The following is a 23,834-nucleotide window of genomic DNA, read 5'->3' as shown; positions in this document are numbered from 1 at the left end:
CTAAAAAGAGTGTCCAAGATAATTTTCCTTCCTATGTTACATAAGCTTGAAAAGCAAGCAAGATAGAGGAGGATTGAGTTAAGCATGTCCGATGATCGAAAAAGGGTCAATATTAAAGCTTTTCTGGAAGGCAGATCTTTTAGAGCGGGCTCTCCGTTTATTCCCATAACCACTAAAGAACAGGAGCAATTTGAATTCATACTGCGTTCTCTCGCTGTGACTATTCCAGCTGCACTCGGCCAGCCGACTTCAGCCAATATACTAGCATTACAGAATGGATTACGCCCGTTACTTACATTTGTAAATGAATCCGGATTTCGTGCCGGGGTAAAAGCAGAATTACAAGCAGTACTGGAATTAACGATTGCAGGCTCAGAGGTTATTCCTGTTCCTTTAATTAATCTCGCAGGTAACTTGCAACATTTACTAGATGATTTATTGAGTGTGACGTTACTTCTTGAAGTGCCACCTGTAGAAAAAGATAAATTCGTGGGGTTAATCCGTTCGATATCGTTATCCTTAAGTCGGGCGACGACAACTCTTGGAAACGGAGGAGCTACCGGACCAACTGGCCCACAGGGAGTTCCAGGAGTACCAGGAGTACCAGGAGTACCAGGTGTTCCGGGTGTTCCCGGGGTGAAAGGTGCTACTGGACCAGCAGGAGGAATTGGACCAATCGGCCCAGTAGGACCAGTTGGCCCACAGGGAGCACAGGGTCCGGCAGGAGCACCTGGTGTAGGTTTAAACAATATTACCGGATATGATCCAGCACTTGGACCGACATATGCTCAGGGTCAGGTAGTAAGCTATGAGGGGAATCTTTATGTTGCTAATGTAAACGGTCCGTTGGGTATACCTGGGAGTTCCCCGGATTACACTCTTTTGTTGGCGGGAGGAACGACCGGAGCTACAGGAGCAACCGGAGCTGGTTTAACGGGTGCATTAGCATTTGATCCAGCGCTTGCCCCGGGTTATCCAGCCGGTCAGATAATTACGTATAACGGGAGTACGTACATTACAAGTGTTGCCAGTCCTTTAGGAACACCGGGAACTTCGTCAGATTATACATTAATTGCGGCTGCAGGGGACACCGGTGCAACTGGTGTAGGCCTAACTGGAATAACTTCTTTTGATCCGGCTCAATCCCCGACATATCCAACCGGTCAGGTTGTTACGTACAACGGGAGTACTTATATTACGAATGTTGCAAGTCCTGGAGGAGTACCAGGAAGCTCCCCGGATTACACGCTGCTTGCGGCTGCGGGAGACACGGGTGTAGGAACGACAGGAGCAACCGGGGCCACAGGCGTAGGTTTAAGTGGTATCGTGCCATTCGATCCGGCATTAGCACCAACCTATCCCGCTGAGCAGATCATCACATTTGGGGGAAGTACTTATATTACCAATGTGGCATCACCAACAGGTACACCCGGCAGTTCACCAGATTATACACTGCTAGCAGGATCTGGAGTTACAGGTTCGACTGGAGCTACGGGCATAGGCCTTGATGGTGCAGTTACGTTTGACCCTGCAGTAGCTCCAACGTATCCAACCGGTCAGGTTGTTACCTTAAATGGCAGTACGTATATAACAAATGTGGCTTCTCCTGCGGGTACTCCAGGGACTTCGCCAGACTATACATTGCTTGCAGGAGCAGGACCTACAGGAGCCACAGGTGCATCAGGTGTAACGGGAGCGACAGGTGCAGGTTTGAGTGGTATCGTACCATTTGATCCAGCCGTAGCCCCAACGTACCCAGTGGGTCAAGTAGTAACGTTTAATGGCAGTACGTATATTGCCAATGTAGCCTCACCAACGGGCACGCCGGGCACGTCGCCAGATTATACGTTGCTTGCAGGCGCAGGAGCGACGGGAGTTACCGGAGCCACCGGAGTTGGGGTAACGGGAAGTACCGGAGTTACAGGGACTTCAGGTGTAACGGGAGCGACAGGTGCAGGTTTGAGTGGTATCGTACCATTCGACCCAGCGGTAGCCCCAACGTACCCAGTGGGTCAGGTTGTAACGTTTAACGGGAGTACGTATATCGCGAATGTGGCATCACCAACGGGCACGCCGGGCACGTCGCCAGATTATACGTTGCTTGCAGGCGCAGGAGCGACGGGAGTTACAGGAGCAACCGGAGTCGGGGTAACGGGAAGTACCGGAGTTACAGGGACTTCAGGTGTAACAGGAGCGACAGGCGTAGGTTTGAGTGGCCTTGTGCCATTTGATCCAGCCGTAGCCCCAACGTATCCAGCTGGTCAGATCGTAACGTTCAACGGCAGTACGTATATTACGAATGTAGCCTCACCAACGGGAACGCCGGGGACTTCACCGGATTATACATTGCTTGCCGGCGCAGGAGCAACGGGAGTTACCGGGGCCACAGGAATTGGATTAGATGGTGTTGTGCCATTCGATCCGGCGGTAGCGCCAACGTATCCAGCCGGTCAGATCGTAACGTTTAATGGAAGTACGTATATCGCGAATGTGGCATCACCAACAGGAACGCCGGGCACATCGCCGGATTATACACTGCTTGCAGGTGCAGGATCTACGGGGCCCACTGGAACAGCAGGTGTAACAGGAGCGACAGGTGTAGGTTTAAGTGGCCTCGTGCCATTTGATCCAGCCTTAGCCCCAACGTATCCAGCCGGCCAAGTTGTAACGTTTAATGGCAGTACGTATATATCCAATCTTGCATCTCCAACGGGCACACCGGGTACATCACCGGATTACACATTAATTGCGGGTGCGGGAGCAACAGGTGTGACAGGTGTAACGGGAGCTGGAGTGACAGGAAATACCGGAGCAACGGGTGTTACGGGTGCAGGACTCACGGGAGTGGTGCCGTTCGATCCAGCAGTTGCGCCGACGTATCCAGTCGGTCAGGTCGTAACGTTTAATGGAAGTACGTATATCGCGAATGTGGCATCACCAACGGGAACGCCAGGGATTTCACCGGATTTTACGTTGCTTGCGGGCGCAGGGGCAACGGGTGTTACGGGAGCCACAGGAGTTGGCGTAACCGGCAGTACTGGAGACACAGGGGCATCCGGTGCAACCGGGGAAACAGGAGCGACGGGAACGGCAGGGCTAACCGGAGTCACTGGTGGAACAGGAGCAACAGGTATAACGGGGGCCACTGGAGTCGGCGTAACAGGAAGTACCGGAGAAACGGGTGTCACTGGTGAAACAGGAGCGACAGGTGTGACTGGAGCAACGGGAGTCGGCATAACGGGAAGTACGGGAGTAACGGGAGCCACTGGTGAGACAGGAGTGACAGGGTTAACTGGAGCAACAGGAGTTGGCATAACAGGAAGTACCGGGTCAACGGGTGCGACAGGGGAAACAGGAGCGACAGGGATAACGGGAGCCACAGGAGTTGGTGTAACGGGAAGCACTGGACCAACGGGTGCCACTGGTGAAACAGGAGCGACAGGGGAAACAGGAGCGACAGGGATAACCGGAGCCACAGGAGTTGGTGTAACGGGAAGCACTGGACCAACGGGTGCAACTGGTGAAACAGGAGCAACAGGGATAACCGGAACCACAGGAGTTGGTGTAACAGGAAGTACCGGGTCAACGGGTGCGACAGGGGAAACAGGAGCGACAGGGTTAACTGGAGCAACAGGAGTTGGCATAACAGGAAGCACTGGACCAACGGGTGCAACTGGTGAAACAGGAGCAACAGGGATAACCGGAGCCACAGGAGTTGGTGTAACGGGAAGCATTGGACCAACGGGTGCCACTGGTGAAACAGGAGCGACAGGGATAACCGGAGCCACAGGAGTTGGTATAACGGGAAGCACTGGACCAACGGGTGCGACAGGGGAAACAGGAGCGACAGGGATAACCGGGGCCACAGGAGTCGGCATAACAGGAAGTACCGGTATAACGGGTGCTACTGGTGAAACGGGAGTAAGTGGAGTAACGGGTCTTGCAGGGGCGACCGGAACGACTGGGGTTACAGGAGCTACAGGTACAACCGGACCAACGGGTGTCACTGGTGAAACAGGAGCCACAGGAGTCGGCGTAACGGGAAGTACGGGAGTAACGGGCGCGACTGGGGGAACAGGAGCGACAGGTATAACCGGAGCCACGGGAGTCGGCATAACAGGAAGTACCGGACCAACGGGTGCGACTGGTGAAACAGGAGCTACCGGTGCAACCGGAACATCTGTAACATCTAACTCTGCTTTTGCTGAGAACACTAATGGTACGATTGTTGTAATATTGGGAGGTACACTCGTTCCATTGCCGAATAACCAAAATATCGGCACAGGTATAACCGTCAATGGGACAAATGACACCTTCACACTTGCCAATGCAGGTCGTTACTACATCTCATACAAAATAAATCTGACAGCTGCACTTGCTATTCAATCTCGGGTTTTACTTAATGGTACAGCTATTCCAGCGAGTGTAGTATCTCCAGCACTTTCTCTCAGTCAGCTTCAGTCTGACTTTATGGTTACCGTTACAGCTGGTTCAACAATACAGTTACAATTATTCGGGCTTGTTGGCACAGCTATTCTTTCTCCTCCAGGATCTACACTAAATATTATTCAGTTAAGTTAATCGTCTGATAACGTCTTAAGATGAATCACTAATGGGCAAAAGAAGAGGGACTCATTACGGGATTGGTGCATCAGAATCCAGAGAAACCCAAATCGTTTTTATAACTCGGGTTTCTCTTTCTTTCCAGATAGTGGTCAATCAAACAACAGGTGTTTGGGGCAACCGAAAGTGCACGGCCAGAAGTATCACTCACCATTATCAAATTTAACTTGAAAATGTAAATGAAAACTTCATTTAATTCGCGACAAAAAAAGGCGGAACCATGATGGTCCCGTCTTTTCTTTTACATTTATAATACGTATGATTATTCCAGCACGATTTCAACAGCAGTATTGATCTCAGGCAGCGCAGCAAGCTGCACAAGCACGTCTTTTGGCACAGCTTTATCTACGGTCAGAATCATGATGGCTGCACCACCAATAATCTTACGTCCAACCTGCATGGATGCGATGTTGACATCGTTTTGTCCAAGCAGTGTTCCTACACGACCGATAATACCTGGCTTATCGTTATGTGAGATCAAGATTTGATGACTTTCCGGAGCGATATCTACCGGGAATTTGTCCAGACGAACGATACGTTCTCCATAACCTGCAAGCAATGTACCTGCTACACGGCGTTCCTCAGCATCCTGAGTTGTAACCAATGTTACAGTAATCAGGTTAGTGAATCCTTTGGTTGCAGAGGTTTGGCTTACAACCACATTCAGATCACGGATTTTGGCCAAATGCATGGAGTTGACGATGTTGGCTTCCCCACCCAAATGTCTGGCGAGAATACCCTTCACAATGTAACGCGTAAGAGGCGATGTATCTACTTCAGAAAGTTCGCCAGCATAGTCGATTCGGATCTCCTGCACTGCATTTTGTGTAATCTGTGCTGCAAAACTTCCCAATGTTTCCCCCAATTTGAAATAAGGCTGCAATTTGTTCATTACGGTTGGTGCAACAGCCGGCATGTTAACTGCGTTCTTGAAAGGTTCATTGCGCAGAATGTGAAGAACCTGTTCAGAAACGTCAATTGCCACGTTTTCTTGTGCCTCAACAGTCGATGCACCCAAGTGAGGTGTGACGATGATGCTAGGGTGATTCAGGAATGGATGGTCCTGAGCAGGTGGTTCACTTTCAAATACATCAAATGCTGCTCCAGCAACAATGCCTTCGTCAATTGCTTCCACAAGTGCCATCTCGTCAACTACACCACCACGAGCACAGTTGATGATACGCATGCCTTTTTTCATAACTTCGAATTGTGGACGTGAAATCATGTGCCGTGTTTCCGGTGTTAATGGCGTATGAACAGTCATGAAGTCCGCATTACGAATGATATCATCTACACTAGCCAGCTTCACTTGCAGCTTCTCGGCACGCTCCTCCGTCAGGAACGGGTCGTAAGCAAGGATGTCCATTCCGAATGCTTTGGCGCGTTTGGCAACTTCACTACCGATTCGTCCCATACCCAGTACACCTAGCGTTTTATTTCTTAATTCCACACCCAGGAAGGTTTTACGATCCCACGTACCCTGAATAGTCTTGGCGTATGCCTGAGGAATGTGTCGTGCCAATGCCATCATCATGGCAAACGTATGCTCACAGGTTGTGATGGTATTGCCATCAGGTGCATTAATAACGATGATCCCGCGCTGTGTAGCAGCTTCCAGATCAATGTTATCTACACCAACACCTGCACGTCCAATCACTTTAAGGTTGGTACCCGCCGTCATAATACGATCTGTAACACGAGTCTGGCTACGAACCAAGAGGGCATCATAATCACCAATAATGGCAACAAGTTCATCTTCACTAAGACCGGTTTTCTTCTCAACAACAACATCATTTGCATCCACCAGTTGCTGGATACCGAGATCACTGATTGGGTCCGACACTAACACTTTGTACATGGTTTCTTCCTCCTTAGGTATGTGTATCTATATCGTCAAGGTTTGACCTCAGGGAAGAGGTATTCCTTAAAACCAGATTGATTCTTCCGCCCAACAACGCGGTGTCGCAACAGAGGGGGAAGGTGAAGCAAATAGAGTGATTCCACAGATATCCATTAAAATAAATCAAAAAACTCTCAATCCACATACTGCTTGCGCAATAAGGGACGAGAGTTGTCGTGGTACCACCCTAATTCACCGCCGTTTCGCAACGACAGTCTTAGCGGTCAATGAAGACCGAAGAGGATAACGGGTCTAAACCGATTGCACCTACTCCAATTTCAATGCAATAACTCAGGAGCGCTCAAGACCATTTGCCTGCCACCGATTCACACCAACCATCGGCTCTCTGTAAGACGAAGCAACGTCTTTTTTCCATCATCGTGTTTAACGTGACTAATTTTTTCATAATGTATCATGGCTGACATGAGCATGTCAATAGGCTTAAATGTTTTAAATTGTTTCGCAGATGGCTTTCGCTTCTTACCTATACCAAGACACCATAAGCAATGCATTCCTTATTCTATCTACTACAAGAAGATGGAATGTAAGCTGTTTGGTGAACCGGATTTTACTGCTTTAATGAAGTAATGTCACTGACGCAAAACCAGGACTTGGGGCAGGCCTTGAACCTATTTGGTTTTTTGGCTATGATTTAGTATACTATCCGATTGGACAACGTAATTGTTATCCATCAAATTTAACTCAAGAGGACAGACGCATCCGATGAAAAAATTCAAGTTTCCCAAGTTCAAGATTCAGAAGGCTGAGCCACAGCAGCTCACCGAGCGTTTGCTTTTAATCAATCTATACTTTACTCAAGGTCTGACACTGATTATCGGAGTTGTGTGGATCTTATTGCAAAAACGAAACTTGTTAGATGTACTCGCATGGCCTGACAATTACCAATTTGTATGGTGGGGTCTTGGTCTTGCTGGCATTATGCTTGTTATGGACTTGGTACTGTCGTATGTTATACCTCAGGAAAGCATGGATGACGGTGGAATTAACGAGATGTTGTTCCGTGGACGTCCGATCTGGCACATTGTATGTATAGCAGCCATTGTTGCTGTGTGTGAGGAATTATTATTCCGTGGAGCCATTCAACATGCCATCGGTCCTTACTGGACAAGTATTTTATTTGCAGTTATCCACATTCGTTATTTGCGCCACTGGATTCCAACAGGCTGGGTGTTTGTCTCAAGTTATGGATTGGGTTGGATTTACCTGCAATCCGGCACATTATGGGCGCCTATATTATGTCACTTTATTATTGATTTGGTGTCCGGATTAGCGATACGTTTTCGGAGGGGATCATGAATCAGCCATTAAGTAGAATGAAGACATATGGCAGTCAGCGCCATCGTCAATCGGATAAAAAAGAGACATCCGAGCGAGAGATGGCTTCTCAAGTAAGCATCGTTGCTGAAACAGCAGCAGCTGCTGAGGTTGGCGGAATTACACCAATTACTTCCGTTACTTTACCTAGATCACAGCGCAAGCCTTATACAGAAAAGCTGGAAAGTCCAGTACTTCCTCAAAGGGCACCATCACGCTCCAAAAAAACGCTAAAATCGACAGAAGAATCGATCCCCGAAGCGGGTTCGCTTCCTACACGGACAGAATTACATCCTTCACGTCGTTTAAAATTGAGCAAGAGGTTTGTCAATTCACTCATTTTTATTTTTGTCATGCTAACGATTAGTCTGGTTTGGTGGGGAGTAAAAGGAGCCCCCGCTCTGAATACGTTCCTTCCCTTGCCGTGGTAATGTTATTACTCGCAGGATTAGTCATTTTGATTGGAATTTTGCTACTCTCTCATATGTGGCGTCAAGCCCATGTTCATCAATTGATTGAAGAAGAGGTCGAAGTTCCTCATCTGCCAACATCCTTTGATGGGGCCATGATTTTGTATGTATCCGACACTCATAAGCGCAAGCTAAAGCAGAAGGATCTGGCAAACTTTAAAAACAAGGTGGACTGGGTTCTGATCGGTGGGGATGTTGCGGAAAGAGGAATCTCATGGTCTCTAGTAAGACATAATATGAAACTCTTATCGAACATTGCTCCTTCTTTTACCGTGTATGGCAACCATGACAAGCGGGCTGGTACCACTCAACTTGCTCGTATTCTTCAGCAATCGGGCGTTCAGCTCTTGCAGGATAATGTGGAATATCTGCAAAGGGGCAACGACAGATTAAGCCTGATCGGTATAGATTATCGTTCCAGACAGGGCGATGAATTGTTAGAGCAGATCGGCGACAGTTTTTGCAAAATTGCGATTGTTCATGATCCTTTGCAGGCCCTTCGCTTGGAGCAAAATGCAGATCTTATTTTAAGTGGTCATACACATGGCGGGCAATTGGTATTACCATTTTTTGGACCCGTTTTCCTTAGTAAAGCGTATCGTCCCATATCGAATGGGTGGTACTCCCTGAAGCGCAATCCGGAGGACGTTCATCGAGAAGGTAAAATGCTGGTCAGCAGAGGATACGGTACGAATCATCTTCCTCTCCGACTAGGTTGTCCTGCGGAGATGCATATCATCACATTAAGAGTGCCCGCGGAAAAAGCACTCACAGAGAAACAGCCTTGATCCATTGGATTAAGGCTGTTTAACTTTTGATGCGAGAAATAAGGATTTAACGAGCTTCCAATTCGATTGCACGCGGATCGACAAATGCGTAGCCTTTCTTTTCGAGCTTGGTCAGCAACTCATCCAATGCTTCAACCGTCCATGGCAATTCATGCATCAAAATATTACTTCCTGGATTTAACTGGTCCATTACATTTTGAATGACTTTTTCCGGTTTGTCTTTGGTGCTTTTATCCCAATCAAGGGAACCATTAGACCATGTCATATATAACATGCCATTTTTCTTCACAGCAGCTTTCAGTGCATCATTACCCGATCCAAAAGGTGGGCGGAAGAATTGCGGTTCTTCACCAATGGTATCCTTCACTATTTTTTGGACATCTGTAACCTGTTTTGCCGCTTCAGCATTAGACATTTTTTTGAGATCCTCATGATCCCAGGCATGATTGCCTACAATCTGACCCCGTTCGTGGATAAGTTTGAGCAATTCCGGATGACTTTTCACCCGATATCCATTGACGAAAAATATCGCTTTGGCGTTGTGTTTATCAAGAGTGTCGATTAGTGAAGTAATCATTTTTTCTTCTTTGGGTCCATCATCAAACGTTAACAAGACCACTTTGCTTTGGCTTGTATCATCGTTCGGTTTAATATAATAATTTTCATTCATATGATAGGTCTTTTCCACTTTCTCTTCTGAAGAAACCTTCCCCGAAGATTCGGTTTCTTCTTCAGTCACAGTTGTATCATTCGCTGGGAGTTCAGGGGCACTGGTTCCGGATTCTCCTGTTTCAGCCGGGTTAGAATTACTTTGTTCTTCTTGAATCGTGGTGGATTCGCCTGCTGATGTGGAATTTTCTGATGTTTTTTCTTCGGCTACCCCACAGGCTGACAGCAGCAAACTTGCAGCAATAATCAGGGAGGCTGTATGTCTGAACATGATTTCAACTCGCTTTCCTGTATTTATGCGGAATGAGATTGCTCACTACCGCAAACACTAAATATGATTTTAACACTTGAAGGAGGTTGGTGTAATGAAGACGTCATCCTTTTTTTGGGGCATTGTGATTGGTGTTGCAGCCAGTTCATGGCTGTCCAAAGGCAAATTGCCCATGATGTCATCGGGTTCATCACGAAACATGATGGATCAGGCAAAACATAAGATGATGGAGATGACTTTCCCGGGTATGGATGGGTTCACAAGCAAGCAAAATCAACATGGTGAATCTCACAAAAATCCAGTGGCAAAGAGCGCAAGAGCAATCACACCACAGGAAAAAGAAGCGAATATGAGTATGCTCAAAGATTTTATTCGCACTAATCCAGATGTGAAGCATGAAGTTGAGCAAATTTTAAGCCAAACAAACACAACAGTACCGGGTTTATAAACCAAAACCTCCAATTAGAATCATCCACAGTCTTGATTGGCTGTGGAATGATTCTTTTTTTGTCGATTTTACTTCGTGCATTTAGAGGTATAAAATGATAACATAACTACATAGATTTATTTTCAGCACATATTGTTTTGTGCTTCATAATCTGTTATAAGACTTGCTTATAAAGGGGAGATCCTGTATGAAAATAGAACGACTAAGTCACGATAAGATACGGATTTTCCTGACCTTTGACGATCTGAGCGAGCGCGGAATACAAAAAGAAGATATGTGGCAGGAAATACCTAAGGTTCATGAACTGTTCACTGAAATGATGGATCAGGCCTATTCCGAACTTGGATTTGATGCCACGGGTCCACTCGCTGTCGAAGTATTCGCACTTCCCGCTCAAGGGATGGTTGTCATTGTCACACGTGGAAAATATGATCCGCAACAATATGGTTCAGGTCATGAAGATGATCTTCCTGAAGAAGTATATGAAATGGAAGTTACACTCGAGCAAAGCGATTCCATCGTCTATGCGTTCAAGGACTTTGAAGTGCTCATTGAAGCTGCACATATGTTGCGTCAGCATGTTACGGATGCTGGGAGACTTTATTCTTATAAAGACAAGTGGTTCTTGCATTTGGAGCCAGATGAGGTTGATTCCACCAAACATGCGGCATTGATTGCCTTGCTTGCTGAATTTGGTGAAGGCTCCTCAGTGACTCCGGCAGTTATGGAAGAGTATGGTAAAGTTGTTATTCCTGCACAAGCGATTGATGTTATCTGCACCCACTTCAAACGCCAGGATTAATCTCTAGTTGTAATCGCGTCTTTAGTCAGAGGAGGGAATTTCGGTGCTTTTGTTTTCGGTCTTAGCGGCAGCAGTTGCTCCGGGTCTCGCCTTGTTAACATACTTTTACCTGAAAGACCGTTATGATTATGAGCCACTTCATATGGTATTGCGAGTGTTCCTTATGGGGATTCTCATGGTATTGCCAGTGATGATCATTCAGCGTGGCATGATGATGTGGCTCGGAGATAATCCTTATGTTGAGTCCATTCTGATCTCAGGTGGCGTGGAAGAATTCATCAAATGGTTCGTGCTTTATCATATCATCTACAATCACACCGAATTTGATGAACCGTATGACGGGATCTTATATGCAGTTGCTGTCTCGCTTGGATTTGCCACAGTTGAGAATGTGTTGTATGCCTTTGCGGGGAATGCATCCGTCTCAGCTATGTTTCTCCGGGCGTTGCTCCCTGTATCAGGGCACGCTATGTTTGCGGTAATCATGGGTTATTACATGGGCAAGGCCAAGTTTATCGGTGGCAAGAAAAAGCGGTGGTACCTGGTTCTTTCCCTTGTGTTACCTTTTTTCTGGCATGCGTTATATGATGTCATCATGAACACCATGGTGAATTATTGGTTATGGTTTATAGCGCCGCTAATGGCGGGACTGTGGTATGGGGCAATGGGTAAAATCACACGTGCCAATAACCGTTCTCCTTTTCGTTTTGTGAAGCGGGAGGAAGAGGTTAAATTATAAAAATACGGACACACTGGTGGACATAAAGCGCATATTGCGCCTATGGCTCCGGTGTGTTTTTATTTTTGCGAAATATACTCCGGGGAATGACCAACAGAAACGGAGATTAACTGTGATGAGAATTAAAATTAAAATCAGATGCAAACAATGTGGTGAACGTTTTACATTACGTGGCAAGAAAGAACGGGGCCGAATTGAGACGGGATTCAAGCAGTGCCTTTGTGATAACAGAGACCAGTTCGAAATTGAAGAAGAGGGCATGGCAACTGGGGTTCAGTTGAATTAAAAGCAGGACCCTAACGGTACTTCAGCAGCCTGCTTGTGTAAGGACTGGAAATCGCATGCATAAGAGGTCTTTCTTCGATCCACAATAGAGGTAGTGGTTTAGAAGAAAGGAGACTCTACCGATGTATAAACGTTTAAGTTCAGTTATGTTTCCGATATTTGCGGTTCTGCTGGTTGGTGCGCTCGTGTGGGGCTATCAGGAGAATCAGGAGAAGAATGCGATTCTGATCAAGGCAGAGAACCAATATCAGCGTGCCTTTCACGATTTATCTTTTCATATGGATAAATTGCATTCGGAGATTGGCAACACCTTGGCGGTTCACTCCACATCACAGGGGATGCACCGCAAAGGTTTGATGAATGTATGGCGACTCACCAGTGAAGCACAGAATGAGATTAACCAGCTGCCACTCACCATGCTGCCATTTAACGAGACAGAGGAATTCCTCTCGCGCATTTCCAACTTTGCCTATCGGGCGTCGATGCGTGACTTGACGAACGAGCCGCTCAGTGAGAAGGAAATGGGCAACTTGAAAAAGCTGTATCAGAATTCATCCGAAATTACCAAGAATCTGCAGGATGTACAGCAGAAAGTGCTGACGGACCGTTTGCGCTGGATGGACGCGGAGACTGCCATGGCAACACAAGAGCAATCCATGGACAACACGATCGTTGACGGTTTTCGTACTGTGAATAAAAAGGTGCAGGAATACCCGGAGCTTGATTGGGGTCCTTCCGTATCCAATATCTATGCCAAACGAACAGTCAAGAAACTGGACGGCATGCCGGTGACCAAAGAACAGATTCAGAGCAAGGCTGCAAAATTCTCTGATGCGGACAGCAGCAAAATTAAGGTGCAGGAAAACGGTAAAGGAACGGACTGGGAATCGTATACTGCGACGGTCGATCATGCCAACAATGGCAAACTGATGATGGATTTCACCCGTAATGGGGGGATGCTTATCTCTTATAGTGATACACGTCCGATTGGAACCAAAAAAGTATCTCGTCAGGATGCCATGGCAAAAGCAGATCAATTTCTAACGAATAAAGGCTACAAAGATATGAAAGCCGTCAATTACGATGAATTTGGTAATTTGGGTAACCTTACTTACGTGCGTAAGCAAGGGGACACCTTGATCTATCCTGAGAAAATGTCAGTTCGTGTAGGACTGGATACAGGAGAAGTAACCGGATTTCAGGCGAGTGACTTTGTCTATGAACATAATGACAAGCGCAAAATTCCGAAAGCAACACTTACGGAGCAACAGGCACGTCAAAAGCTCAACTCAGACTTTGAAGAAAATTATGTACGAAAATCTCTGATTGAGAATGATTACAGCAAAGAAGTATTGTGTTATGAATTCGGAGGGAAAATTAACGGTTCTCGTTACCGGATATACATTAATGCGAATACAGGAATAGAAGAAGCGGTTGAAGAGATCAAACCGGTCAATGCAACCTCATAAAAAGATGGATAATCTCAATTTTAAGTTGAGCGAATAATTGCGGCAGACCACGATGTGGTCTGTTTTTTTCTTGTTCAATGTGAGAAAGGTCATGGTATAATAGTCCTTGTACATACGAAGATAAATACATAAAGTGGCGGTGAACAGCTTGTTTCCTAAAATAAATGAAATTTTATTCATCCAGATTGCTTCTGCAGATGAAAAAGAGGAACACAAAGAGTACAAATCACGCATTGCAGATATGGATGACAGCAGTTTTCTGATTGAGGTCCCAATGCAACAAGGAAGCAGCCGTCTGAAAAGACTTTTTTTCGGAGAGGAACTGTCCATTTCATACATTACGGAAGATGGAGTCAGACATTATTTTAATACCTTTGTCACAGGATTTGAAGAAGATGTGGTTCGTCTTGTTCGTATACGCAAACCGCTTGCGAGCGATATATCCAAAATACAAAGGCGTAGCTTTCTTCGTGTTCATGCAAATCTCGAATTGGCCATCCAGAGTGAAGATCTGACCCGTGCCGTCGGATTGACTGAAGATATTGGTGGCGGTGGATTGTCCATCTACGGCGAATCAGGGTTTCCAATAGCTGAAGGTCAAAAATTGAAATGCTGGTTGCTTGTTCCATACCGGAATTCAATCATAGAACATGTGAATTTTGAAGCTGAAGTTGTGCGGATCAAAACCCTGGAAACCGGCAGACAGTTATGCATGCTGAAATTTGTGCAGATCTCAGATTCGGAGCGCCAGAAAATTATCAAGTTTTGTTTCGAACGGCAACTGGACTATCGCACGAAATAGGAATGTTGTGGCATAAATAGAGGGAACTGCGGGCACTGTAATGTAAAAAACGGAGGAATTGTCTTGAATCATCGTCATGCAACCCGCAGATATGAACGACTTTATTATGTTTTCTCCAGACGAATGGAACGAAGGGTTACGATTCTGATTACAGGCCTTTTAATCCTGCTTGTGGTGTATCAATTACTGCTGTTGGTACCAGGCTTCAAAAAGAATTTGACCACGATTGACCGTCTGGAAGGAACGCCAGTTCAATTGCAAACGGTGAATGAGTAAGGGCAGCGCTGATTTGTCTGTTTTTGCATCCATGTGTAGAGTGTGGTATAATTTTCACGATGCAGGCAATGCCTGTTTTTTTATTGAGGTTTATCGGTTGAGGAGGAATGCCCCGTTGGCAAGCCAGAACACATCAGAGAACGGGAAAATGAACGTTGCAATTGACGGACCTGCCGGTGCCGGGAAAAGCACGGTGGCCCGATTGGTTGCAGAGGCGCTCGCGTATGTATACGTCGATACAGGCGCAATGTACCGTGCGGTAACCTTGCACATGCTTCGGAAAGATATTGCGCCAGAAGAAGTGACACAGGTACTTCAGGAAGCCCAAAAGCTGGTCATTGATTTACAACCGGATCCCGACGGACAGAAAGTGTTCTGTAATGGGGAAGAAGTAACCTCGGAAATCCGCTCCCGTGAAGTGACGGGAATCGTGTCCCGATATGCGCAAATCGAGGGGCTGCGTACGCAATTAGTGGATACTCAGCGGCAAATGGCTTTGCGCAAGGGCGTCGTTATGGATGGACGCGATATCGGAACGACAGTATTGCCCGATGCGGAAGTGAAAATCTTTATGACTGCCAGTGTGGAAGAGCGTGCGCTTCGCCGCTTCAAAGAACTGGACCCCTCTGAAGGACTGACGTTGCAACAGCTGGAGCGAGACATTGCCACCCGTGACAGATTGGATGAGAATCGGGAAATTTCCCCACTGCGTTGTGCTGAGGATGCTATCGTCCTGGATACAACAAAGATGAACATTCATGAAGTGGTTGACAAAATCGTATCTTATTGCACAATGGTCAGAGGAGAGATCGGTCTATGATTTACACATTTTGCAGCACATTACTGCGGATCATTTACACCATTCTTTTCCGCTTGGAGGCCGTTGGACGGGAGAATATTCCGGAAGAAGGCGGCGTACTTTTATGTTCCAATCATATTAGTAATTTCGATCCTCCAACTGTTGGTATCAAAATTCGCCGTCAGGTGCGTTTCATGGCCAAAAGCGAATTGTTTGAAATTCCGGTACTCGGCCGAATTATCAAAGCCGTGGGCGCTTTCCCCGTTAAACGTGGAGGTGTCAGCAAGGAATCCATCAAAACCTCACTTAATATTTTGCGTGATGGTCAAGTGCTTGGGATCTTCCCCTCGGGAAGCCGTCACAATGATGGAGGTATCGGCAAAAAAGGAGCAGCGAGTTTTGCTCTCCGTAGTGGCGCTACAGTTATTCCTACTGCTATTATCGGTAACTACAAAGTTTTTCGTAAGATGAAAGTTGTATATGGAGCACCAGTAAGTTTGGACGAGTTCAAGGAAGACCCCTCTGGAGAAGCTCTGGAGAAGGCGACCGAAAAGATTATGTCCAAGATTAACGAAATGGTGCAAACGGGCGTGCCAAGCAAGTAATGGCTTCGTCGGTAGCTGAGTGCATGTTTCCATATTTTTGAGGGAGACTAAAGCTTGAGTACTCAGTGATGAAAGTGTTTTGAACTCTGCTACAGGCAGGTTTGAATATAATGGGGTTTTTGAATTGAGGAGGGTATTTGACATGTCGGAAGAAATGAAAAATCAAGAAGCAACCCAAGATGAGTTGGATCAATTCGTTTCCTTGAAAAAAGGAGATACCGTAAAAGGAACCATCGTCAAATTGGAAGATAACCAAGCCTATGTGAGCATTGGATATAAATATGACGGTGTCATTCCAATTCGTGAACTGTCTTCATTACATGTGGACAGCGCGTCTGATGCAGTAGAAGTTGGACAAGAAGTTGAAGCTAAAGTTCTTAGCATCGACGACGAGAAAGAAAAACTCGTTCTGTCCAAACGTGCAATCGACAGCGAAAACGCTTGGGATCAATTGCAAAAGCATTTTGAAGACCAAGACGTATTCGAAGTTGTTGTAGGTGATGTTGTTAAAGGCGGTCTGGTAGCAGACGTGGGCGTGCGTGGATTTATCCCGGCATCCATGGTTGAACGCCATTTCGTTGAAGACTTCAGCGACTACAAAGGACGCACACTGCGTGTTAAAGTGAAAGAGATCGACCGTGAGAACAACAAAGTGATCCTTTCCCAAAAAGACGTACTGGAGCAAGAATTCGAAGCAAACAAAGCAACGGTTATGGCTGGTTTGCAAGAAGGTCAAGTGATCGAAGGTACAGTACAACGTTTGACTCAATTCGGCGCATTTGTTGATGTGGGCGGAGTTGACGGTTTGGTTCACGTATCCGAGCTGGCTTGGACACACGTTGAAAAACCATCCGACGTTCTGTCTGAAGGCGATAAAGTTAGTGTGAAAGTGCTGAAAGTTGACCCTGAAAAAGGCAAAATCAGCCTGAGCATGAAAGCAGTTCAACCAGGTCCTTGGGAAACTGCAAGCGAGAAATTCAATTCCAGCGATATCGTAACAGGTGTCGTAAAACGTCTGGTCGACTTCGGTGCATTTGTTGAAATCGCTCCTGGTGTTGAGGGACTTGTGCATATTTCACAAATCTCCCACAAACACATCGGCACTCCTCATGAAGTGCTGAAAGAAGGACAAGAAGTTCAAGTTAAAATCTTGGACATGAACCCTTCTGAGCAACGTGTAAGCTTGAGCATCAAAGAAACTGAAGAAGCTCCTGCTCAACCACAAAAATCAGAGCGTCCAGCAAGAAACAACGCTCCACGTGAAGAAATCAACAATCCAAACGTTTCCTTGAACAATCAAGGTATGAGCACTACGCTCGGCGAACTGTTTGGTGACAAACTCAGCAAATTCAAATAAGTTAACAATGCATGGTTCTAAGTTATATACTGCATATTTTGCTGAATAATAAAAGCAAGATCGGCGAGCCCCAGGCGGGTTCGCCGATTGTTTTTATTGCAAGTAATTTGGCATGAAACGTTAGCCAAGACTTATCTTTTTTGCTATGATGATTATCGTAAGTATGGACAGGAGGAGTGGACTGTATGGCAAGACCCGTTGTGGCAATTGTCGGACGACCGAACGTGGGTAAATCCACCATTTTCAATCGGATCATCGGCGACAGACTGGCCATTGTGGAAGACAAGCCGGGCATTACCCGTGACCGTATATATGGAATCGGTGAATGGAACGGTAAACCATTTAGTATTATTGATACAGGTGGTATCGAAATTGATGGTGAAGATGTAATCTTAAAATCGATTCGGATGCAAGCAGAGCTCGCTATTGAAGAAGCAGATGTTATTGTATTCATGTGTGATGCAAAAGCAGGTATTACGCAATCGGATGAAGAGGTAGCAGAGATGCTATACCGCTCAGGCAAGCCTATTGTTGTAGCGGTTAACAAAGTGGATAATATCGGACGAAGTGAGCTCATTTATGAGTTTTATGGATTCGGTTTCGGTGATCCCATCGGCGTATCCGGAAGTCACGGTACAGGTGTAGGTGATTTGCTTGATGCTATTGTGGAGAAGTTGCCAGAACTTGAGGAAGAGACTTACGACGAAGATGTCATTCGTGTAGCTCTGATCGGACGTCCTAATGTGGGTAAATCTTCACTGGTGAACGCTATTCTGGGGGAAGAGCGTGTCATTGTAAGTGATGTGGCTGGAACGACCCGGGATGCGATTGATACACCTTTTGAAAAAGACGGCCAACGTTACGTGCTGATTGATACAGCAGGTATGCGTAAGCGTGGTAAAGTATATGAAACAACTGAGAAATACAGTGTAATGCGTGCTATGCGTGCGATTGAGCGTGCAGATGTCGTTCTGATTGTCATTAATGGTGAAGAAGGCATTATTGAGCAGGACAAGCATATTGCTGGATATGCATTTGAAGCGGGCAAAGCGTCTTTGTTTGTCGTGAACAAATGGGATGTAGTCGAGAAACATGACAAAACGATGAAAGAGTTTGAGACGAAAATTCGGGATCACTTCCTGTTTATGACGTATGCTCCAGTCGTATTTTTGTCAGCCCTGACAAAACAACGCTTACAAAAATTATTGCCGGTTGTAAAACATGTGGCGGAACAACACTCGTTGCGTGTTCAGACGCATCTGCTTAACGATGTCGTATCGGATGCGGTAGCTATTAACCCTCCGCCAACAGATAAAGGACGGAGAATGAGAATCAACTATGTGACTCAGGTTGCCGTTAAGCCACCGACCATGGTTGTTTTTGTGAACGATCCGGAATTGATGCACTTCTCATACGAGCGCTATCTGGAGAACAAGATCCGTGCAGCGTTTAACTTTGAAGGTACACCAATCCGTATATTTACTCGGAGGAAGTCCGACGAAGGTTAGGGGAGAAGTGTGTGATTTTACCAATCGCAGCGATTGTGCTGAGTTATCTGCTCGGTTCGATCAGCTTTAGTGTCCTCCTTGCAAAAGCGATACGGGGGATCGATATTCGTCAGCACGGAAGCGGAAACGCAGGAGCTACCAATACGTTGCGTATATTGGGTAAAGGACCGGCTATTGCTGTTCTGTTACTTGATGTACTTAAGGGTGTTGCAGCTGTATGGATTGGAATCTGGCTCGGCAACGGTTCTGCCTGGATTCCTGCACTCAGTGGTATAGCAGCCATCGCAGGACATAACTGGCCTCTTTACTTCCATTTTCGTGGAGGAAAAGGGATTGCCACGGCCATTGGTGTTCTGGTGAGTCTTGCTTTCCTACCTGCGTTATGTGCTGGGGTGATCGCTATTCTGTCTATTGTATTGACCCGGTATGTTTCATTGGGGTCTCTGATTTTTGTAGCATTTACACCCATCTTTATTCTGGTATTACCCGGATATTCAATGAATATCTTCTGGGGGAGTCTGATTATTTGTCTGTTTGCGTTCTGGAGACATCGTACCAATATTGCGAAGCTCGCCAAAGGACAGGAAAATAAATTGGGATCGAAAAACCCTGGAGGGGGTAAACGTGTTGTCTAAAAAAGTTGCTGTTCTGGTTGCTGGGAGCTGGGGAACAGCTCTGGCCAGTGTACTTGCCGCCAATCAGTTGGACGTGATGATGTGGACACGTGGTGAAGACCAAGCTAACGAAATCAATAGCAAGCACACCAATGCTCGCTATCTTCCGGATGCGGAGCTTTCACCACGAATTCAGGCAACAAGTGATATGGAAGCAGCGGTGGAAGGCGCTATAGCTGTGTTAATTGTTGCGCCTTCTTCAGCCATGCGTGCAGTTACGAACCAGCTTAAGGCTTATTATAAGCCTGAGATGTTAGTCATTCATGCAACCAAAGGTTTTGAGACAGAAAGCCTGAAACGGATGTCTACAGTCATTTCAGAAGAACTTGAATGTGAAGAAGGCCGTGTTGTAGTTCTTTCTGGCCCAAGCCATGCGGAAGAAGTGGTGAAGCGTTGTCCGACTACTGTGGTTGTAGCTTCATTGGATAAGTCATCTGCCGAGGCTGCTCAAGCTTTGTTTATGAATGCCTATTTCCGGGTTTACACGAATCGGGATATGCTCGGTGTTGAGCTGGCAGGTGCATTCAAAAACATTATTGCTCTTGGTGCAGGTATGTCCGATGGTCTTCAGTTCGGTGATAATGCCAAAGCCGCTTTGCTAACACGTGGTCTGGCAGAGATCACACGTATTGGAGTAGAGATGGGAGCGAATCCGTTAACGTTTTCGGGACTTGCCGGAATCGGAGATCTGGTTGTAACGGCTACAAGTCAGCATAGCCGGAACTGGAGAGCAGGTTCGATGTTGGGCCAGGGACAGAAGCTGGATGATGTTCTGAAGTCCATGGGCATGGTGGTAGAAGGCATTCGAACTACCCAAGCTGCCTATTTCATCTCGCAAAAATACGGTGTGCAAATGCCGATTGCGGATCAGCTGTATCACGTTTTATTCCAGGAGAGACAGCCGCGTGATGCAGTTGAAGCCTTGATGGGACGTGACCCGAAGACTGAAATGGAAGTCATGAAGCTTGAAACCTGGGAGCAGTGGCATTCCTGATTGTAATCCGCCTAAACCTATTTGTGAAATGAGAAGCTTATTCACCTTTTCTGTTCCGGACTCATACTATACACATGAGTATTGCCGGAGGAGGGGAGACGAATGGGTAACAACATTTCCAAAGATGCGCTGAATGCAATCAACAAGAAAACGGGTAAAACGATCACAGAAGGTGCCGTCAAGAAATTGGCAAGCACGGTGAAACCAACGACGATTCAAAATGAAGCTCAGTTGCGCCAATTGATCAAACAAGTATCCGCCATGGCGAAAGTTCCGGTATCTGAGGATACGGTTAAGGATATTGTGAGTGCGGTCAAGAAAAGCGGATTAAATCCGAGCAGTATGGAATCGTTAATGAAAATGATGATGAAAAAATAATAGATCACGCCTGCTTGTGCAGGTGATCCAGTAAGACAAAAAGACGAGTCGGCTCCTGTCGGCTTGCTTTTTTGTCTTTTTTTTGGAAAGTTGCGCTGAATTTCGTGTTATAATGGTTGCAATTGTCACAGTGTCAGTGATGAATATCGGACTGAAGGGGAGATTGCTGGATTATGAGCGCAATGGACAAGATGTGGCTGTCATTGGTCGCCATCCTCATTATGGGACTATCTGTATTCCTGATTACGTTTGCTCGTGCCAAAACAAAAGGTATTGTAAGAGGGATTCTTTCTTTCATTGCATTTTTGATTATGCTGATTGGCTTTTTCGGTGGAATCGCTTCTCTGACCTGATTTCCTATGCCTGAAGGTTAACATCCGCATAAGCACATCATAAGAACTGACACAATGAACACGGATGAGGGGAGTGTGAGCCTATGGGGCCGCATGATACGGAGGGTCGGACAGAGCGTTATCCGGAATTACACGCGGCTTTGCTGGAAACGGCCAAAGCCTGGAACACACAGCCACAGACATGGTTGCTTGGAGGAAGCTGTGGGTTGCTGCTTCAGGGGGTAGAGTTGCAACAGGCTCCCAGAGATATTGATATTTATGCGGATGTTGCTGCTGCTAAGGAACTTCACCGTAGTGCTCCAGGGGAAATGCTTGACGAGCCCACAGTGGATAAAACTGGACCTTATGCTTCTCTGCTAAGCCACTATCAGGTTGGTGAATGTGCGCTAGAACTGGTTGGTGGCTTCGAAATATGGGCTCGCAAAAGTTGGTACCGCATCGATATTGAACATGTACTTGCTCCGCATGCACCAGTAGCACAAGTGGGTTCATATCCCCTGCGACTGATGCCGCTTGCGCATGAGCTGTTGTTTAATATGCTGCGAGGTCGAGAAGATCGTTATGTACCCATTGCATCACAGATGCGTCAGCAACCACATGCCCATCAACCTATAATGATGCTTTTAAGTCAACAGAATGTATGGACAAGCCGCTTTAGAGCCGAAGTGGAAGAACTTGTTGGCTTTGCCTGGTCACAGTAGGGAGGAATATAATGGACTACAAGGTTACTTTTTTACCCATGAACAAATCGATCGTGCTTAAACCAGGGGCGACACTTCTGCATGCAGCACGACGAGCGGGAGTGAAGATTACGACCCGATGTGATGGTAAAGCTGCTTGCTTGATGTGCAAGGTGAACGTAGGCGAAGAATATCGGGCGGAACTGTATCCGCCAACGGATGCAGAAAAGCGCAAGTTGGGTTCATTGTTGGAAGCAGGTACAAGACTGTCCTGTCAGGCCAAGGTGTGTGGTTCTCTATCGGTTCATGTTCCGGAGGACCCGCTGAAGGCAGCCATACGGAAACAACTGGAACGTCAGCAACAGGAAGACGACTGGTTCTGAGATAAGCGTTATTCTAGGAGGACACGAATGATTAGGAACAAGCCAAAAGGTGTTGAAGGAAGCGGACGGCACCGTCTGACGCATCAGATGAGCGGTCTGCTGTTATTCCTGTTGTTTGCTTTTACAGCAAGTGGTTGTATGTATCCATCGCAGAGCAATTCGGACCCTAAAATAGCCTATCGGGAAAGCGTGAGCCGTATCCAGAGTGCGGTAGAGGCATTCCAGCAAGATGAGGGGATTTTACCCATCCTCAATGCAGATATGGAAACGCCAAAATATGAAAAATTCAGAGTGGATCTGCCCAAGTTGAAGCAGCTGGGGTATCTGGATGAAATACCGGGAACCGCTTTTGAAAGCGGTGGTAGCGCTTACTTCCTTATCCAGGATGAAGAAGTGAATCCCACCGTTAAAGTGATGGACCTCCTGACCGTTCAGAAAGTCAACGATGTGCAGCGAATGGTTAATCAATATAAATCCGTACATAACAATAAGCTGCCAAGCGGGGAAGAATTGTATCCGGGGTTATATGCTGTGAATATGGATCAGGCTGCACAGGCAGGAACTCCTTCCACTACATTGAATAGTGTGTATTCGGGTCAGGCATTACCTTTTATGATGGATGACGAAGGCAAAGTCTATGTAGATTATGCTTTTGACATTATGCAGGCAGTGGAAAAGTCTGATGTGTCTCCAGCAGAGACGGATGATGTTCGGGATCTTCTGTTGGAACACTCCTACTTCGTACCGGTAAAATCTGTTTTATACACTTGGCAAAATAATGCACCAGTGGCACAGCCAACAAAATAAGTCTGGTTGCCATTCATATGATCTAACTGTATGCCACCCCATGCCTCTAAGGGTTCAAAAAGAGATATTCCAAATCAGGAATATCTCTTTTTCTTTTGTGCGTATGAGCAATAACCGTCATAAAAACTTCACGGATCACATAAAGTAGATTGAAATAAAGACGCGCAGTCCGAGATCGGGGGATTCTCCTAATGTCATCACCATAAGATAAAAAAACAAAAATACGCGTCATATTGCCGCATACGGATACATAAGATGATACTAGTCCAATTGCATGTACGAGTTAACGCCGCTCTCGCCGGTTTCATCAGAATGCAACGTTCGGCGGCGGACGACTTCCGGGCACTCACAAAGGCGGCTCTACCGTTGCAGGGATTTCAGTCTTCTGATTGAAAAAACGAAGCGGATGCTCTTTAGCA

At 46.3% G+C, this 23,834-nt stretch carries 24 protein-coding genes and 1 other annotated feature; of the genes, 22 read left to right on the top strand and 2 right to left on the bottom strand.

What is annotated here, in order from left to right; genetic code table 11:
* Positions 1 to 84: 84 nt before the first annotated feature.
* On the top strand, positions 85 to 4,581 hold the full coding sequence (locus MKZ12_RS19155; protein WP_339256158.1) for a collagen-like repeat preface domain-containing protein: 4,497 nt from the start codon (positions 85 to 87) through the stop codon (positions 4,579 to 4,581).
* Between the two features lie 304 nt (positions 4,582 to 4,885).
* Here the strand turns inward: MKZ12_RS19155 and serA are convergent, their stop codons facing one another.
* Positions 4,886 to 6,481 carry a phosphoglycerate dehydrogenase gene (serA, locus tag MKZ12_RS19150; RefSeq protein WP_253438670.1) on the bottom strand — a complete coding sequence of 532 codons (1,596 nt, stop codon included), beginning with the start codon at positions 6,479 to 6,481 and terminating at the stop codon, positions 4,886 to 4,888.
* Between the two features lie 199 nt (positions 6,482 to 6,680).
* Positions 6,681 to 6,911 (bottom strand) — a binding site (T-box leader).
* Positions 6,912 to 7,246: 335 nt separating this feature from the next.
* On the opposite strand from serA, the gene MKZ12_RS19145 reads away from it, so the two are divergent.
* The 3 genes from MKZ12_RS19145 to MKZ12_RS19135 are packed head-to-tail and all read left to right on the top strand — an operon-like array spanning position 7,247 to position 9,116.
* Positions 7,247 to 7,840 carry a type II CAAX endopeptidase family protein gene (locus MKZ12_RS19145; RefSeq protein ID WP_339235264.1) on the top strand — a complete coding sequence of 198 codons (594 nt, stop codon included), beginning with the start codon at positions 7,247 to 7,249 and terminating at the stop codon, positions 7,838 to 7,840.
* Complete coding sequence (locus tag MKZ12_RS19140; protein WP_339235262.1) at positions 7,837 to 8,289, top strand: hypothetical protein; 453 nt, start codon at positions 7,837 to 7,839, stop codon at positions 8,287 to 8,289. The genes MKZ12_RS19145 and MKZ12_RS19140 overlap by 4 nt, the downstream gene beginning before the upstream one ends.
* Positions 8,290 to 8,315: 26 nt before the next feature.
* Complete coding sequence (locus MKZ12_RS19135; RefSeq protein WP_339256156.1) at positions 8,316 to 9,116, top strand: metallophosphoesterase; 801 nt, start codon at positions 8,316 to 8,318, stop codon at positions 9,114 to 9,116.
* A 46-nt stretch (positions 9,117 to 9,162) separates the two neighbouring features.
* Here the strand turns inward: MKZ12_RS19135 and MKZ12_RS19130 are convergent, their stop codons facing one another.
* Positions 9,163 to 10,056, bottom strand: a complete 894-nt coding sequence (locus MKZ12_RS19130) for a polysaccharide deacetylase family protein (protein ID WP_339256155.1) — start codon at positions 10,054 to 10,056, stop codon at positions 9,163 to 9,165.
* 94 nt (positions 10,057 to 10,150) lie between these two features.
* Here MKZ12_RS19130 and MKZ12_RS19125 point away from each other — a divergent pair, with 94 nt between their 5' ends.
* The 18 genes from MKZ12_RS19125 to MKZ12_RS19040 all read left to right on the top strand — a co-directional run bounded on the left by MKZ12_RS19125 (position 10,151) and on the right by MKZ12_RS19040 (position 23,415).
* Positions 10,151 to 10,504, top strand: a complete 354-nt coding sequence (locus tag MKZ12_RS19125) for a hypothetical protein (protein ID WP_339235257.1) — start codon at positions 10,151 to 10,153, stop codon at positions 10,502 to 10,504.
* A gap of 187 nt (positions 10,505 to 10,691) precedes the next feature.
* Entirely contained in the window at positions 10,692 to 11,306 is a 615-nt protein-coding gene (locus MKZ12_RS19120; RefSeq protein ID WP_076209900.1) for a genetic competence negative regulator, read from the top strand.
* Between the two features lie 43 nt (positions 11,307 to 11,349).
* Positions 11,350 to 12,045 (top strand): glutamic-type intramembrane protease PrsW, encoded by a 696-nt coding sequence (gene prsW / locus MKZ12_RS19115; RefSeq protein ID WP_339235254.1) that lies wholly within the window; start codon positions 11,350 to 11,352, stop codon positions 12,043 to 12,045.
* A 115-nt stretch (positions 12,046 to 12,160) separates the two neighbouring features.
* Complete coding sequence (locus MKZ12_RS19110) at positions 12,161 to 12,331, top strand: hypothetical protein (RefSeq protein WP_167350887.1); 171 nt, start codon at positions 12,161 to 12,163, stop codon at positions 12,329 to 12,331.
* 121 nt (positions 12,332 to 12,452) lie between these two features.
* On the top strand, positions 12,453 to 13,799 hold the full coding sequence (gene ypeB, locus MKZ12_RS19105; protein ID WP_339235252.1) for a germination protein YpeB: 1,347 nt from the start codon (positions 12,453 to 12,455) through the stop codon (positions 13,797 to 13,799).
* Positions 13,800 to 13,947: 148 nt separating this feature from the next.
* Positions 13,948 to 14,601 carry a flagellar brake domain-containing protein gene (locus tag MKZ12_RS19100; protein ID WP_339235250.1) on the top strand — a complete coding sequence of 218 codons (654 nt, stop codon included), beginning with the start codon at positions 13,948 to 13,950 and terminating at the stop codon, positions 14,599 to 14,601.
* Positions 14,602 to 14,664: 63 nt separating this feature from the next.
* Positions 14,665 to 14,877 carry a hypothetical protein gene (locus MKZ12_RS19095; protein WP_339256152.1) on the top strand — a complete coding sequence of 71 codons (213 nt, stop codon included), beginning with the start codon at positions 14,665 to 14,667 and terminating at the stop codon, positions 14,875 to 14,877.
* Between the two features lie 115 nt (positions 14,878 to 14,992).
* Positions 14,993 to 15,697, top strand: a complete 705-nt coding sequence (gene cmk, locus MKZ12_RS19090) for a (d)CMP kinase (protein WP_339235246.1) — start codon at positions 14,993 to 14,995, stop codon at positions 15,695 to 15,697.
* Positions 15,694 to 16,281 carry a lysophospholipid acyltransferase family protein gene (locus MKZ12_RS19085; protein ID WP_339235244.1) on the top strand — a complete coding sequence of 196 codons (588 nt, stop codon included), beginning with the start codon at positions 15,694 to 15,696 and terminating at the stop codon, positions 16,279 to 16,281. Before cmk ends, MKZ12_RS19085 begins: the two co-directional genes overlap by 4 nt.
* 142 nt (positions 16,282 to 16,423) lie before the next feature.
* Entirely contained in the window at positions 16,424 to 17,638 is a 1,215-nt protein-coding gene (gene rpsA, locus MKZ12_RS19080) for a 30S ribosomal protein S1 (protein ID WP_062835205.1), read from the top strand.
* Positions 17,639 to 17,823: 185 nt separating this feature from the next.
* A complete protein-coding gene (gene der, locus MKZ12_RS19075; RefSeq protein ID WP_253438644.1) occupies positions 17,824 to 19,146 on the top strand; it encodes a ribosome biogenesis GTPase Der in 1,323 nt (440 codons plus the stop codon).
* Between the two features lie 11 nt (positions 19,147 to 19,157).
* Positions 19,158 to 19,781, top strand: coding sequence for a glycerol-3-phosphate 1-O-acyltransferase PlsY (gene plsY / locus MKZ12_RS19070; protein ID WP_339235242.1), 624 nt, complete (start codon positions 19,158 to 19,160; stop codon positions 19,779 to 19,781).
* Positions 19,774 to 20,814, top strand: coding sequence for an NAD(P)H-dependent glycerol-3-phosphate dehydrogenase (locus tag MKZ12_RS19065; RefSeq protein ID WP_339235240.1), 1,041 nt, complete (start codon positions 19,774 to 19,776; stop codon positions 20,812 to 20,814). The genes plsY and MKZ12_RS19065 overlap by 8 nt, the downstream gene beginning before the upstream one ends.
* Before the next feature lie 102 nt (positions 20,815 to 20,916).
* Positions 20,917 to 21,192 (top strand): stage VI sporulation protein F, encoded by a 276-nt coding sequence (locus MKZ12_RS19060; RefSeq protein ID WP_017687687.1) that lies wholly within the window; start codon positions 20,917 to 20,919, stop codon positions 21,190 to 21,192.
* Positions 21,193 to 21,365: 173 nt separating this feature from the next.
* Positions 21,366 to 21,545, top strand: a complete 180-nt coding sequence (locus tag MKZ12_RS19055) for a DUF2768 family protein (RefSeq protein WP_278294380.1) — start codon at positions 21,366 to 21,368, stop codon at positions 21,543 to 21,545.
* An 83-nt stretch (positions 21,546 to 21,628) separates the two neighbouring features.
* The gene (locus tag MKZ12_RS19050) at positions 21,629 to 22,246 is read left to right on the top strand and encodes a hypothetical protein (RefSeq protein ID WP_339235238.1); all 618 of its coding nucleotides are present in this window, start codon (positions 21,629 to 21,631) and stop codon (positions 22,244 to 22,246) included.
* An 11-nt stretch (positions 22,247 to 22,257) separates the two neighbouring features.
* Positions 22,258 to 22,608: a 2Fe-2S iron-sulfur cluster-binding protein gene (locus MKZ12_RS19045; RefSeq protein ID WP_339256150.1), complete on the top strand. Its 351-nt coding sequence runs from the start codon at positions 22,258 to 22,260 to the stop codon at positions 22,606 to 22,608.
* Between the two features lie 27 nt (positions 22,609 to 22,635).
* A complete protein-coding gene (locus MKZ12_RS19040) occupies positions 22,636 to 23,415 on the top strand; it encodes a hypothetical protein (RefSeq protein WP_339256148.1) in 780 nt (259 codons plus the stop codon).
* Positions 23,416 to 23,834 lie beyond the last annotated feature (419 nt).

This window comes from Paenibacillus sp. FSL R5-0713 (assembly GCF_037973325.1).
Taxonomy (GTDB): domain Bacteria; phylum Bacillota; class Bacilli; order Paenibacillales; family Paenibacillaceae; genus Paenibacillus.
The sequence above is the reverse complement of the archived record's forward strand: the minus strand, read 5'-3'. Positions and strand labels throughout refer to the sequence as shown.

Excerpts from the sequence above, each read along its gene's own strand:
- MKZ12_RS19155 (WP_339256158.1), top strand. The coding sequence starts at position 85 with ATGTCCGATGATCGAAAAAGGGTCAATATTAAAGCTTTTCTGGAAGGC.
- serA (WP_253438670.1), bottom strand. The coding sequence starts at position 6,481 with ATGTACAAAGTGTTAGTGTCGGACCCAATCAGTGATCTCGGTATCCAG.
- MKZ12_RS19145 (WP_339235264.1), top strand. The coding sequence starts at position 7,247 with ATGAAAAAATTCAAGTTTCCCAAGTTCAAGATTCAGAAGGCTGAGCCA.
- MKZ12_RS19140 (WP_339235262.1), top strand. The coding sequence starts at position 7,837 with ATGAATCAGCCATTAAGTAGAATGAAGACATATGGCAGTCAGCGCCAT.
- MKZ12_RS19130 (WP_339256155.1), bottom strand. The coding sequence starts at position 10,056 with ATGTTCAGACATACAGCCTCCCTGATTATTGCTGCAAGTTTGCTGCTG.
- MKZ12_RS19125 (WP_339235257.1), top strand. The coding sequence starts at position 10,151 with ATGAAGACGTCATCCTTTTTTTGGGGCATTGTGATTGGTGTTGCAGCC.
- MKZ12_RS19120 (WP_076209900.1), top strand. The coding sequence starts at position 10,692 with ATGAAAATAGAACGACTAAGTCACGATAAGATACGGATTTTCCTGACC.
- MKZ12_RS19110 (WP_167350887.1), top strand. The coding sequence starts at position 12,161 with ATGAGAATTAAAATTAAAATCAGATGCAAACAATGTGGTGAACGTTTT.
- ypeB (WP_339235252.1), top strand. The coding sequence starts at position 12,453 with ATGTATAAACGTTTAAGTTCAGTTATGTTTCCGATATTTGCGGTTCTG.
- MKZ12_RS19085 (WP_339235244.1), top strand. The coding sequence starts at position 15,694 with ATGATTTACACATTTTGCAGCACATTACTGCGGATCATTTACACCATT.
- rpsA (WP_062835205.1), top strand. The coding sequence starts at position 16,424 with ATGTCGGAAGAAATGAAAAATCAAGAAGCAACCCAAGATGAGTTGGAT.
- der (WP_253438644.1), top strand. The coding sequence starts at position 17,824 with ATGGCAAGACCCGTTGTGGCAATTGTCGGACGACCGAACGTGGGTAAA.
- MKZ12_RS19060 (WP_017687687.1), top strand. The coding sequence starts at position 20,917 with ATGGGTAACAACATTTCCAAAGATGCGCTGAATGCAATCAACAAGAAA.
- MKZ12_RS19055 (WP_278294380.1), top strand. The coding sequence starts at position 21,366 with ATGAGCGCAATGGACAAGATGTGGCTGTCATTGGTCGCCATCCTCATT.
- MKZ12_RS19050 (WP_339235238.1), top strand. The coding sequence starts at position 21,629 with ATGGGGCCGCATGATACGGAGGGTCGGACAGAGCGTTATCCGGAATTA.
- MKZ12_RS19045 (WP_339256150.1), top strand. The coding sequence starts at position 22,258 with ATGGACTACAAGGTTACTTTTTTACCCATGAACAAATCGATCGTGCTT.
- MKZ12_RS19040 (WP_339256148.1), top strand. The coding sequence starts at position 22,636 with ATGATTAGGAACAAGCCAAAAGGTGTTGAAGGAAGCGGACGGCACCGT.